Here is a 12869-nt window from a genome sequence, read left to right on the forward strand (position 1 = left end):
CACCTCGAGAAGGCGGTATGGCGTGCATGACGTGGTGATCGTGGGAGCCGGTCCGGTGGGTTTGTTCCTCGCCTGCGAACTCGGCCTCGCGGGCCGTTCGGTGCTGGTGCTCGAACGGGAGGCGGAGCCGCATTCCTCGTGGCGGAGCTTCCCGCTCGGCCTGCGGGGCCTGTCGGGCGGGTCCGTCGAGGCGTTCCACCGCCGCGGGATGCTGCCGGCGCTGCTGGCCGCGTCCGGTGTGGACGAACGGCCCGAGGCAGCCGCTCCACGCTCGGTCGGCCACTTCGCCGGCACGCCCCTCGACCCGGCCGCCGTCGACCTCGCCCGCCTGCCCTACCGGCTGGCCGGCCCGGCGCTCGACGGCATCATGACCAGCCTGGAAGCGGTGGAGACGGTGCTGGCCGAGCGGGCCGGCAAGCTCGGCGTCGAGATCCGCCGCGGGGTCTCGGTCACGGCCGTCGCCGAGGAGGGCGCGGCGGTGGTCGCCCGGTCCGGTGCGGAGGAGTACCGGGCCCGCTGGCTCGTCGGCTGCGACGGCGGCCGCAGCACGGTCCGGCGGCTGGCGGGCTTCGATTTCGTGGGCACCGAACCGCAGCTGACCGGCTACCTCGCGCTGGCCACGCTCACCGATCCCGGTGTCCTGCGGCGGGGCTTCGCCGTGACCCCGCAGGGCATGTACGTGACGATGTCCGAGCCGGGCCACCTCGGTGTGCTGGACTTCGACGGCGGGGCGTACGACCGTTCGCAGCCGCCGACCCGCGAGCACCTCCAGTCGGTGTTGCGCCGCGTGTCCGGCACCGACGTGACGCTCGGCGAGGTGCACCTCGCGTCCAGCTTCACCGACCGCGCGAAGCAGACGACGACGTACCGCCGCGGCCGCGTCCTGCTGGCCGGGGACGCGGCGCACATCCACTCGCCGCTGGGCGGCCAGGGCCTCAACCTCGGCATCGGCGACGCGCTGAACCTCGGCTGGAAGCTCGCGGCAACGGTGGCCGGGCGCGCACCTGCGGGCCTCCTCGACACCTACACCGCCGAACGCCACCCGGTCGGCGCCCGGGTGCTCGACTGGTCCCGGGCGCAGGTGGCGGTGACGCGCCCGGACCCGCATTCCCGCGCGATCCGGTCGGTGGTCCGCGACCTCCTGTCCACTCGCGACGGCACGACGTACGTCTTCGAGCGGACGTCCGGGACTTCGCTGCGCTACTTCGGCGAACCTGGCCTGGCCGGGCACAACGCGCCGGACTTCGTGCTGGCGGACGGAACCCGCCTGAGCGACCTGCTCCAGGACGGCCGCGGCGTCGCGCTCGACTTCAGCGGCCGGCTGCCCGCGGTGGGAGACCGGATCCGGCACGTCGCCGGCCCGGCCCGCGACGACCTGGGGTTCGGCGCGGTGCTGGTCCGCCCGGACGGAATCGTCGCGTGGGCCGGCGACCGCGTGCCGGACCGGGGTTCGTTCGAGGAGGCCGTGCGCCGCTGGTTCCAATTTTGAGGAACGCTCGTTCTTGACTGATCGTTCCTCAAAAGTCTATCGTCATGACATGGGCAGGCAACGAACGTTCGACGAGGACGAGGTGGTGCGCGCCGCCGTGGGGTTGTTCGGTGGCCGCGCGTACGACGGGGTGTCCGTCGACGACCTCGTCACCCACCTCGGCGTGCACCGCAACAGCCTGTACAAGACGTTCGGCAGCAAGCGCGGCCTCTACCTGGTCGCGCTGCGCCGCCACCTCGCCGACGACGTCCACCCCCTGGCCGAAGCACTGGCCGCGGCACCGGATGCCGCGACCGCGCTGCGGCTGATCACCTCGGCCGACCTCGACCTGCTGCTGCTGGCGGTGGTCGAACGGGCACCGGCCGACGAGGAGGTGGCCGCCGAGGTGGCGGCCGCCCTGACCGCCGTCGACCAGGCGATCGCCGACGCGCTCGGCATTCCCGCCGCCCTGGCCGCCGCCCTCACGGCTGCCGCACTGGGCATCCTCCTGCGCGGCAACCCCGACGGAGTCGGCACCGCGCTGACCCGACGCTTCGATTCTCCCGACTGACAAGGAAATCCACATGGCACTGGTCCACATCGACGGCGACGACCTCGTTGTCGTGATCGAAGGTCTCGACAAGCTCTGGGCCTTCAAGAGCAGCCTGACCATCCCGCTGGCCAACGTCCGCGGCGCAACCGCCGACCCCGGCATCGCCGCCGACCCCAAGGGGATCCGCGCGCCGGGCGCCCACCTGCCCGGCGTGATCACCGCGGGCACGTTCCACCTCGACGGCGAAAAGATCTTCTGGGACGTCAAGGACCCGTCGAAGGCCGTCGTGATCGAACTCGCCGACGAGCGCTACGCCCGCATGGTCATCCAGGTCGACGACCCCCGCGCGACCGTCGCGCTGGTCGAGAACGCCCTGCGCTGAACCATGTTCTCCCCCTCGCCGCGGTCGTGTTGTCGGCCGCTGTCGTGACCGCCACCCGGCACCCTGCACGTGCCCGCGCACCGACCGCAACGGCAACCAACCACCACACGTCCCCGGACACCTTGACGCAGGTGGCCGACGCGCTCGACAGTGACCGCGTCGCCACGCTGCGCTTCGACAAGTACAGCAAGTCCCTTGCGCCACAACGGATGCGTTGACCACCGCCGTGCACCGCGCCCACACCGCCGGACCGGGCCGGGTGCCACTGCCCGGAGTGGACCACCTGCTGCACGACGCCGACCACCCGGCCACCCCCGCCCCGGCCGTGCTCGCCGCCCTGCACCGGTTCGCACGGACTCCCGAGCCGCCGCCGCACCCGGCTTTTGACGAAATCGCCTCGGGGCGATTGAACTCCCCGTCGGCTGGGTAGGTTCCCGGTACTCGGGACGGGGGTCTCGGGAACAGACGGCGGCCTGCCGCGATGACCGCCTCACACCGTCGGGGCGGTGTCGGGCCATGACGGTCATCGCAGCAGGCCGCCGTCGTGCCGAGATCGCCGACGACGGCGCAGTCCGGAAAGGACAGCCACGTCGCGCCTTTTCGGACATAAAAGACCCCTTATCTCGGCCTCAGGTCCACTCCGAGCATGCCTGCCATCTCGGCCAGCTGCGCCCGGGTGTAAACGTCCCGGAACGGGACCAGCACCTTGTCCTCGGCGTCGGCGAAGAAACCGGCGCCCGACCGCGGCGTCCTGATCCCGGCAACGGCCTCCCGCCGCGCCGTGCCGGGCGCACCGATCAAGGTGTGCACCCGGACCTGCTCGGCATCGATGACGATCTTGGTGCGGCGGAGGTAGGCGACGGTCGGTCCGGCGACGAGCACGACGGCTCCCAGCCAAAGCAGGAACTGACCGGCTCCCCGGCCGGCGACTCCGCCGCCGACCAGGCCGGCGGCGAGGACGCCGGCGGTGCACAGTCCCATCACGATCACCAGGTAGGCAACGCGCCCGTTGCGCAGGGAACAGCGGAACACCGCCGGCGTCGACCTCAGCTCCGTCACCGGATCAGTGTCCACAGCCGCTCTTGATCGCGTAAATCGGGTCGAACCCGCCGAGTGCCATGCTCAGACCGCCGATCATCGTGGTGTTGAACCGGCCCAGGACCTTCAGGTAGTCCTCGTCGTAACCGACCGACCTGCCGTACGCGTTGAACCCGTCGCCGAGCGCGCCGACCGCGCCGCCGATCAGTCCCTCGCCGGCGACCTCGCCCCAGTCGACCTTGCTGTTGTCCCAGCTGTTGTCGTGCAGCTGGGTGAGGTAGTCGACGGTGAGGTTGGTCGCCACGCCGGCGCAGATACCGCACTCGGCGAAGGTCGCCCCGAACACCCCGCCGGCCGCGGCGGCGATGCCGACGTCCGCCCAGTCGACGTGGCCGGTCAGCGCGCCGTGGATGAGCGCGCCACCGCCGGCGGCGATGGCGCCCACCGCCCCGGCGATGAGGTTGTCCAGGCCGAACAGCTCACCGGTCGGGTCGGTGCGGTTGACCGGGTTGCCGTCCGTGTACGCGTACGCCGTGGCGGTGCTGTCGACCAGGGGATCGACGGACAGGAACAGCGCGGTCGCGGGGTCGTAGTACCGGGCACGGAGGTAAATCAGCCCGGACTCGGCGTCGGTGTACTGGCCCGTGTACTGCAACGGCGTGCGGGCGCTGCCGCTCGTGGTGACCACGCCGTAGGGCGTGTAGGCAGCACGTCCGGCCACACTCCCGGTGCCGTCGAGCAACCCGATCGTCGAACCGAGCTGGTCGTGCACGAACCAGTTCGTCGCCGACCCGATCTGCTCGACGGGCAGGCCGCCCGGTCCGTACAGGTAGCTGTTCGTGCCGTCGGAAAGCACGTTCGGCGTCTTACCGCTGTCCCAGACGAACGTGGCGGTCACGCCGCCGGCGGTCTTGGCCGTGCGCAGGCCGTCGCCGTTGTAGGCGTAGGTCGCCCCGGCCGTGCCGGTCAGCCGCCCCGCCTGGTCGTAGCTGTAGGTCGCGGAACCGAACGTCTTGCGCTCGCCCAGGTTGTCGTAGCCGGCGGACGTGGCACCGCTGGGTGCGGTGCCACAGGTGGGGTTGGACACCGTGCCGCTGGGCAACGACCAGCACAGCTGACCGGCCGCGTCGAAGGCCTGGGTCACGGCTCCGACGGTGGTCGGGTTGTCGGCCGCGTCGTAGGCGAACGTGCTGCCGCCGGCACTGCCGAGCTGCTCGCGCGGGGTGTAGCCGAGGGACTGCGAGCCCGTGCCGACGGTCTGGGACGACAGCTGCCCCAGCGGATCACGGCCGTAGGTGGCCGACAGGACGGTGGTCGACCCGGTGACCGCGGAAGTCGAGGTCTGCCGCTCGGCGTCGTCGTAGCCGTCGGTGACGGTGTCGCCGTCCGGGTACTGGGTGGTCCGCACCCTCCCGTCGTTGTCGTAGCCGAAGACGACCTGGTTGTGGTTCCAGTCGGTGACGGTCTTCAGCCGCTCGGCGTCGTCGAAGGTCCGCAGCACCGACGTCGTCTGCCCCGGGTAGGTGATCGACGTCTGGTTGCCGGCGTTGTCGTAGCCGTAGCCGACGGCCGCACCGGATCCCTGCGTCTGGGCGGCGACCTCGCCGAACGTGTCGTAGGTCCAGGTGGACGTGCCGGTGCCGTCGGTCATCGTGCGCCGCCGGCCGGCCGGGTCGTAGCCGTAGGTGACGCCCGGGGTGACACCGTCCGAATAGGACACCGACTTCAGCTGGCCTGCCGCGTCGTAGCCCATGGTCGTGACCCGCCCGGCCGCGTCGGTCGCGGTGAGCGCGCGGCCCGCCGGATCGAGGTGCGTGCTGGTGGCGCGGTTGTCCGGATCGGTGCGGCTGTCCTCGCGGCCCTGTCCGTCGTAGCCGTACTGCGTCTTGGCGCCGAGGCCGTCGACGGTGTCGGCGAGCGTGCCGTCCGGGTTGTAGTCGTCGATCCGGGTGGTGCCGTCGGCCTGCGTCACCTTGGTCACCTGGTCGGCGGCGTCGAAGGTGGTGCCCACGGTGTGGCCGTTGGGATCGGTGGCCGACGTCTTGTTCCCGTCGGCGTCGAAGACCGCCGTCGAGGTGCGGTTCAGCGGATCGGTGGTGCGGTTGACGTTGCCGTAGGCGTCGTGGCCGTAGGTGGTGCAGCCCCTTGCCGGCGGCGTGCACGACGGTGACACGCCGGCCGCCGTGCCGTTCGGATCCACTGTGGAGGTCGACCAGCCGGTCCGGGTGTCGTAGCCGTACTGGGTCCGGTCGCCGGCCGCGTCGGTGACGGTGGCCTTGTCGCCGTAGCCGTCGTAGGTCGTGGTGGTGGTCTTGCCGTTCGGGTCGGTCACCCGGGTCAGGTCGGCCGGGTGCGCGGCGTCGTCGTAGTGGTAGGCAGTGGTGCGGGTGGGCGCCGGCCCGAAGTTGCCGGTCAGCGACTCCACCACGTTGTTGGCCTGGGTGACGGTGGCGACCGTCGGCACCAGCGTGTTCGGGTCGTAGGTGGTGACCGTGGCGACGCCGTTCGCGTCGATGCTCTCGATCAGGTCGTCGTGGTCGTCGTACGCATAGTTCTTCGTGAAGCCCAGCGAATTCGACTCCGACGTCTTGTTGCCGTGGTCGTCGTAGGTGAACGTCTGGAGGTTGCCGTCGGGGTCGGTCCGGCTGGACACGCCGAGCGTCACCGGGTCGTAGGTGTAGCCGGTGGTGCCGGCGTCGGCGGTGCCGTACCCCTTGGTCTCCGAGACCAGCAGGGCGTTCTGGTAGGTGTCCAGCGTCTTGTGCCCGGCCGGGTCGGTCACCAGGGTCTGGCCGGCGGTCAGCCCGCCGTCGGGGCCGTAGGTGAAGGTCGTGGTGTGCCCGTTGGCGTCGATCTGCGTCTTCACGCGTTCGGCGCTGTCGTAGCTCATCGCGGTGACCGCGGACGCGGCGCCACCGTAGTTCTTGGGCGACCGCATCGAGGCCATCAGGTGGCCGGCGTAGGTGTATTGCGTGTGGTCGTCGTCCTTGACCGACGGTGTCCGGGTGGTGCCGGCTCCGTAGACGTCGGTCAGGTTGTCGCTGCCGTCGTAGGCGTAGGTGACGGTGCGGCCGGCCGGGTCGCTCAGCCCGGTGATGTGGTTGCCGGTCCAGGTCAGCGTGTACCCACGGCCTGCCGCGTCGGTGATCGTGTGCAGGTGGCCGCTGCCGTCGTAGGCGAGACCGGTCTGGTACGGCGGATTCGCCTTGCTGCCGGCCGGATCGGTCTCCGCGGTGAGGCGGCCGCTGGTGGTGTCGAAGGTGAAGATCTCCTTGCCACGCCTCGTGAACGCGTAGCTGGAGCCATTCTTGACCAGCGTCGCGTCGTACCGGGGCGCCGACGGCGCATAGCTGCCGGCCGAGTCGACGAACGTGACCTGGGAGCCGTCTTCCTGGGTGACGGTGACGTTCCCGTTGGCGGCCGTGGTCGCGAACAGGTTGTACGAATCGGTCCAGCCCCAGCCGAACGGCCCGTCGACGGCGAGAGAACCGTTGGGCCCGCTGGGATCCGCGACGCTTTCGGCATAGCTGCGGGTGAAGTTCAGCGGCATGCCGCGGCCGGGCGTGGACAGGTCGGTGAAGGTCTGGCCGAAGAAGCCGGTCGAGGTGTCCACCGGGTCGCCCGCGGTGCGCCTGGCGCAGCCGCAGGCGACGAACGCCGGATTGGATCCCCTCGGCGCGTCCTGGATTCCGGGCGGGCCGCCGATCGGCTGGCCGGGCGTGCCACCCTGCGGCACGAACGCGATCGCGTCGTAGGCCACGTCGAAGTCGGAGTAGCCGAAGCCGCCCCGGTCGGCCGAGCTGCCGTTGTTGGTGAGCACGACGTTGCCGCCGTTCTGCATGGCGAAGGTGCCGATGGTGACCCACTGCTCGGAGTTCCAGGCCTGGTTCACCCGGATCTTCCACGGCGACACGCCACCGCCGGGGTTGATCGTGTAGACGACGTTGGTCGCTTCGGCGCCCAGGCCCGGGATGTGCAGCTTGATCTTGTAGTACTGCAGCGACGGCAGGTTCGGCGTCCAGGTGCCGGTGTTGATGAGGTCGGACTCGGAGCCGTCTTCGGTGTGGCTGAACAGGATGTGCCCACCCAGCCCGGTGCCGAGCTGGTGGGTGTCGATCGCGCCGATCGGATCACCGGCGGAGTTGGTGCCGTAGGTGTAGGCGAACGTCCCGTTCGACGACCAGTTCGCGCTGCCGCAGCCCTGCAGGTTCAGTGGCGGTGACGGCTCGTCGTCGACGATGATCGAGCCCGAAGGGACCTTCGAGGTGTCCTGTGGACAGGTCGGCGGGTTCTGGCTCGGGTTCGCCGGTTCACTGCCGCCGGGAACAGCGTACGGGCTGGTCGCGCAGGTCGTCGCGCAGGTGGGGATCCAGGTCACGGGCTGGTGCCACCAGCACTCGAAGTCGTTGAGCAGGCAGTGGCTGGCGCCCGGGTTGCTCTGGTTCGTGGTGTTCGGGTCGCAGTGGTTGTCCGCGAGGTCGCACATCGCGGTGAACGGCGCGGGCTGCACCCACGTGTTCCCGCCGTGGTAGGTCGGCTTGGCGTAGGCCTTGCTGCCGTAACGCAGCAGCGGGCTCGCCGTCCAGCCGAGCACGCGTTCCTGGTACGGCCAGCTGGCCGGGTGCGCCGCGTCGGCGTAGGTGTCCTGCAGGTACGGGTCGCGGTTGGGCGGGTAGTCCAGGTTGGCCGGGTTGTTGGTCCAGCCCAGGCCCCAGGTCCCGTCGGGACCCGTGCAGGACGGGCCGGGCGTGCAGCCGGTGGTGTTGCCGTTGGCGGCGTTCGGCTGCAGGCCCGAGTTGTACGCCCAGGCCGCGAAGTACCAGTTCTCCAGATCGGCCGGGTCACCGTTGTTCGCGATGATCCCGTCGCCGTAGAGGGAGTTCCAGGTCGTCTCCAGGATCTGCAGACCCGCGGCGATGTTCTCCTGGTAGTCGACGGCGACCTTGATCTGGCCGTGCGCGGACAGCGAGTGGTCGCCCACGTGCATGCCGTCGGTGACCTGGCTGATGCCGTAGCCGCAGTCGGCGCCGGCGTAGTTGATGGACCGGATGTCGCCGCCGGCGCCGTAGTAGCTGGCGATCAGCGGGTCACCGGCGGTTCCCGCGGGAGCGTGCCAGGAGGCCTGGGACCAGTTCGACTCCTGGGCCATGATGCCCTCGAAGATCGACCGCGGCACGGTGTTCGAGGCGCCGGCCGGATGCGAGAGCGGGATCAGCGGGAAGTCACTGTTGGGCGCGTAGGCGACCAGCCCGAGGTTGGCGAACCCGGCCGGGCGCGTGTACGCGCTGCCGGTGAGCAAACCCTGTTCCGCCAGCTGCACCGCCCAGTCGACCTGTGCCGGGTTCGGCTGCATCACCTGCTTCGCCGTGTCGAGCGGCGCGACCGCACAGGTCGGCGTCTGGGTGGTCGTCGCCGTGGCCGGCGCACCGCCGCCGCCGTGCGCGGGCGCGGCGTCGGCGTGCGGCGCCAGGTAGCCCGGCTGCGCGCTCCGGGCGGCAGCGACGTTGGCCGCGGGGTAGCCGGGTAACGCGGTCGACGGCGTCGCAGTGCTGGTGGCGACGGCGCGGGGCAGGACGTTGCCGGTTTTGGTCGACAGCAGCACCGGCGCGGATTTCTGTCCGTCCGCGTCCGGCCCCAGCAGTGCGTCGCCGTCCAGCGAGGAGGCGGTGGAGGCCCGCGACAGCCCGGAATCCTTGACTGCCCGGACGCCCGCGTCAGCCAGGGCGGCGGCGCTGGTCCGAGCCGCGCCGGCCAGGACGGCGTGACCGGATCGGCCCTGGAACAGGTGCAGGCGCGTGAGGTCGCCGGAGCCCAGGGTCGTGATCGCTCCTGCGCGCTCGTGCGCCGCGGACGCGGTCTTCGCGCCGGGCGCGGCCTGCAGGAAGCTGACCCCGCCGTCGGCCGCGGGCCGCAGGTCGTAGGCATCACCGGCGAGGCTGGCAAGTACCGCCGGTTTTCCCTTGGCGGGCACCGCGACCAGTCGCGAGCCGGCGACTCCGACGATCCCGGTCGCGGTCGGCACCGCCGACGTGACCTGTCCGGGCACCGTCGTCGAGCCGTCGATCTTCCCGGTCGCCAGATTCGCGGTCACCAGCTGCGTGTTCTCGTCGTTCGCACCGACATCGAGGGTGAACACGGCCTGGTCGCCCGCGCCACAACCGGGCGAAAAGTACTTCAGCCCGACACCGCTCGCCAGCGGGCGCACCACACCGGAGGAGAGGTCCACGGCGTAGGCGAACGCACCGTGGTCACGCGCGGCCTGGCTGGTGACCGCCGAGATCGGCAGCACCGCCACTGCGGCGAACCGGCCATTTCCGGACACGCACTGGTAGCCGGTCCACGACGAGTCGTCCAAGCCTGCCGGGTGCAGCAGCGCAACCTCGTGCCAAGCGAAACCAGAGCTCTCCCGGCCCAGCTCCAGGTGGTACCCCCGCGGGTCACCCCAGCCGTCGACGGCAACATCGGCCGAGGCCGCCGCACCCGGCCCGAAGTCCCCCGGTCCGGGCGCGGCGGCCGGGTGCACCGATGCCGCTCCCACCGGAGCGGGCGCCGCGGACACGGTGGCCACCGAACTGGAGAAAAGCGCAAAAACGGCCATAAAAATGACGAACGAACGAAACCTGGACCATTGGCCGAAAGGCCCTCGATCGATCCGAAAAGTTCTTTTGCGCGCAGAGGCAACCGAATCGAGCACAGCACGAACCTTCCCACCCCGAAGCCCCGGAGGACTTACCCCGTTCGCGCGCACTCGATGAGCCGAGAGCGGCAGATCAGAACACTAATGGAATCTGGAAAACCGGCTATCACCCGTACGAGTGAGGCCGCCGAGTTCGCACCGAAGAATGCTTACCTATTCTTTGCCCAGTCACTACTTTCCCCTCGAGCCGAACGCCTCAGTCCTCGACGACCTCAGTCCAGACAGGATGTTCACACCGAGTGTGCAGCCATCAGCAGCCGGCACGGCTCGCCGCCGATGGGCCGTCGACAGGCGGCCTGCTCCGCAGCTCCGAATCGTGACGGAGCCCGAGATGGCGGATTATGCAGTGGTTGCGCGACCATTGGCGGGTATACGACTTTCAGATTCGGGCAGCGTGCTCCGGCCAGACGACTGTGACGTCCAGGCCGCGACCCCTTGCAGCATCAACGACATCCGCAGTGCCACCGTGGCCGCCGGACGGGCCGCCGTCCCAGACCGCGATCATTTTGTCCGCTATGGACAGAACGTGTTCGCTGGCGGCCATGTAGGCGTCACGGTTCGACTCGGTGAGCGGCATCGTGTGGACGCTCGCGTTCGCGATGAGGCTGTCGAACTCGGCCGCGTTGTCCGGCTTGACCTTGCGGTCGCGGTAGTCCGCCGCCGGCAGCACGACTTCGAGCGTCCCACCCAGCTCCAGAACAACTCTGGCGAAGACCTGGTCGGCGCCGCGGGCCAAGCAAGTGACACCCACGAGATCGTCGCGCTGTTCCTCCAGGATCTCGCGGAGCTCGCCGGCCACGAGCGCGGCGGTGGCGTCGGTCAGGTTGGAGTGGCCGGTGATTCCGATGCGCACCACGGAGTGTCCTCTTCCTAGACGGCGAGCTTCGCTGCGACGACCTCGCGGACGTCGCGTACGGCAGGAACCGTAGCGAACACCCTTGCTTCCCGATGGAAGTCCCGAAAATTGACCCGACCCGGCCAGACGTCCACGGAGCAACATCAGGCAGGGCCACGCCGATCAGCTCGGCCGGAAAGCACGCAACCGCGGGCTTGCCGTCCGGAGCGTGGCCGACTGCGCCAGCTCACGGTGGACGAGGAGCTCATCACGGCCTCCCGCGCTTCAACAAGAGGACGTACCTGCCCTCGATGACCAGGGTACCGGTCGGATGGGGCCTTTCAGGTGATGATGGTCTGCGTGGTGCCCCCGACGGGACTCGAACCCGCACTGAATCGATTTTAAGTCGACTGCCTCTGCCGATTGGGCTACGGGGGCACCGCACACTCTAGGCGATACCCCACACCCCACCGGCAGGTTGCCCCGAAAGCCGAAAGCCCCCGGCCGCAAGGGCCGGGGGCGGAAGGCAGCGCGACGTCAGGACTTCGAGACGCGCGCGAACTCGTCCTTCGGGTTGTTGATCTGCCCGAGCGAGATCACCTCACGCCGGAACAGCCCGCCGAGGATCCAGTCGAACAGGATGCGGATGCGGCGGTTCCACGTCGGCATGGCCTTGAGGTGGTACGCGCGGTGGAAGAGCCACGCCGGGAAGCCCTTGATCTTCAGGTTCAGCGCGTCCGCGACGCCCTTGTGGAGGCCGAGGCTCGCCACCGCGCCGAGGTTCTTGTGGAAGTAGTCCTTCGGCTTGCCGCCGCGGAGGACCTTGATGATGTTCTTGGCCAGCAGGCGGGCCTGGCGGACCGCGTGCTGTGCGTTCGGCGGGCAGGTCGCCGTCGGGTCCTCTTCCGTGCGGGACAGGTCCGGGATCGCCGCGTTGTCGCCCGCCGTCCACACGTCCGGGTGGCCGACGACCTGCATCGCGGCCGTCGCCTCGAGGCGGCCGCGCTTGTCGACCGGGAGGTCGGACTGGCCGACCACCGGGTTGGCCTTCACGCCCGCCGTCCAGATGATCGTGTCGGTGTCGAACTCGGTTCCGTCCGAGAGGACCACGTGGCCGTTCTCGAACGACTTCGCCGCCGTCGACAGGTAGACCTCGATGCCGCGCTTCTCCAGCTGCTCGACCGTGTACACACCCAAGGTCTCGCGGACCTCGGGCAGGATGCGGCCGGCCGCCTCGACGAGCACCCAGCGGATGTCGGAGGTCTTGATGTTCGGGTAGTAGTTCTCCACCGCGAACCGGGTCATGTCCTCGAGCTCGGCCAGCGCCTCGATGCCGGCGAAGCCGCCGCCGACCACCGTGAACGTCAGGAGGCGCTTGCGCAGCTCGGGGTCGAGCGTGCTGGCCGCCTCGTCGAGCTTGGTCATGATGTGGTTGCGCAGGTAGATCGCCTCGCCGATGGTCTTGAAGGCGATGCCTTGCTCGACCAGGCCCGGGATCGGCAGGATGCGCGCCACCGCGCCGAGCGCGACGACCAGGATGTCGTAGCCCAGCTGCTCGATGTGGCCGTCGGCCGCCTCGACCGTGACGGACTTCTTCTCGTTCTCGATCTTGGTGACGCGCGCGGTCAGCACGTGGCAGCGCTTGAGCACCCGCCGCAGCGGCACGACCACGTGCCGGGGCTCGATCGCGCCGGCCGCGGCCTCCGGGAGGAACGGCGCATAGGTCATGTGGGGCTGCGGGTCAACGACGGTCACGGAGGCCTCGTTGGCCCGGAGCATCTTCTGGAGGCCGTACGCCGTGTAGAGCCCGACGTACCCACCACCGAGGACGAGAATCCGAGTCGGTTCCGACTTCGACTTCGCAGCAGCCATGTCCTCATGGTGACACCTTCGCCG

Annotated in this window: 8 protein-coding genes and 1 tRNA gene; 4 read left to right on the forward strand and 5 right to left on the reverse strand. The window is 69.9% G+C overall.

Annotation, left to right across the window (positions count from 1 at the left end; translation table 11 throughout):
* The first annotated feature begins 22 nt into the window (after positions 1-22).
* The 4 genes from ACLJQF_RS17670 to ACLJQF_RS17685 all read left to right on the forward strand — a co-directional run bounded on the left by ACLJQF_RS17670 (position 23) and on the right by ACLJQF_RS17685 (position 2833).
* Entirely contained in the window at positions 23-1489 is a 1467-nt protein-coding gene (locus ACLJQF_RS17670) for an FAD-dependent oxidoreductase (protein WP_410609950.1), read from the forward strand.
* 49 nt (positions 1490-1538) lie between these two features.
* Positions 1539-2039, forward strand: coding sequence for a TetR/AcrR family transcriptional regulator (locus tag ACLJQF_RS17675; protein ID WP_410609952.1), 501 nt, complete (start codon positions 1539-1541; stop codon positions 2037-2039).
* A 13-nt stretch (positions 2040-2052) separates the two neighbouring features.
* A complete protein-coding gene (locus ACLJQF_RS17680) occupies positions 2053-2403 on the forward strand; it encodes a hypothetical protein (RefSeq protein ID WP_410609954.1) in 351 nt (116 codons plus the stop codon).
* Positions 2404-2617: 214 nt separating this feature from the next.
* On the forward strand, positions 2618-2833 hold the full coding sequence (locus ACLJQF_RS17685) for a hypothetical protein (RefSeq protein WP_410609955.1): 216 nt from the start codon (positions 2618-2620) through the stop codon (positions 2831-2833).
* 188 nt (positions 2834-3021) lie between these two features.
* Here ACLJQF_RS17685 and ACLJQF_RS17690 read toward each other — a convergent pair whose 3' ends face one another.
* The 5 genes from ACLJQF_RS17690 to ACLJQF_RS17710 all read right to left on the reverse strand — a co-directional run bounded on the left by ACLJQF_RS17690 (position 3022) and on the right by ACLJQF_RS17710 (position 12845).
* Positions 3022-3462 (reverse strand): hypothetical protein, encoded by a 441-nt coding sequence (locus tag ACLJQF_RS17690; protein WP_410609956.1) that lies wholly within the window; start codon positions 3460-3462, stop codon positions 3022-3024.
* A 4-nt stretch (positions 3463-3466) separates the two neighbouring features.
* Complete coding sequence (locus tag ACLJQF_RS17695) at positions 3467-10009, reverse strand: RHS repeat-associated core domain-containing protein (RefSeq protein WP_410609958.1); 6543 nt, start codon at positions 10007-10009, stop codon at positions 3467-3469.
* 508 nt (positions 10010-10517) lie between these two features.
* A complete protein-coding gene (locus ACLJQF_RS17700; protein ID WP_410609959.1) occupies positions 10518-10994 on the reverse strand; it encodes a hypothetical protein in 477 nt (158 codons plus the stop codon).
* A 340-nt stretch (positions 10995-11334) separates the two neighbouring features.
* Positions 11335-11411 (reverse strand) — tRNA-Leu (locus ACLJQF_RS17705).
* A 99-nt stretch (positions 11412-11510) separates the two neighbouring features.
* On the reverse strand, positions 11511-12845 hold the full coding sequence (locus ACLJQF_RS17710) for an NAD(P)/FAD-dependent oxidoreductase (RefSeq protein ID WP_410609961.1): 1335 nt from the start codon (positions 12843-12845) through the stop codon (positions 11511-11513).
* Positions 12846-12869 lie beyond the last annotated feature (24 nt).

The organism is Amycolatopsis sp. lyj-109 (genome assembly GCF_046548995.1).
Classification (GTDB): domain Bacteria; phylum Actinomycetota; class Actinomycetes; order Mycobacteriales; family Pseudonocardiaceae; genus Amycolatopsis.

Coding starts and splice junctions, on each gene's coding strand:
- ACLJQF_RS17680 (WP_410609954.1), top strand. CDS start 2,053: ATGGCACTGGTCCACATCGACGGCGACGACCTCGTTGTCGTGATCGAA.
- ACLJQF_RS17710 (WP_410609961.1), bottom strand. CDS start 12,845: ATGGCTGCTGCGAAGTCGAAGTCGGAACCGACTCGGATTCTCGTCCTC.
- ACLJQF_RS17675 (WP_410609952.1), top strand. CDS start 1,539: ATGGGCAGGCAACGAACGTTCGACGAGGACGAGGTGGTGCGCGCCGCC.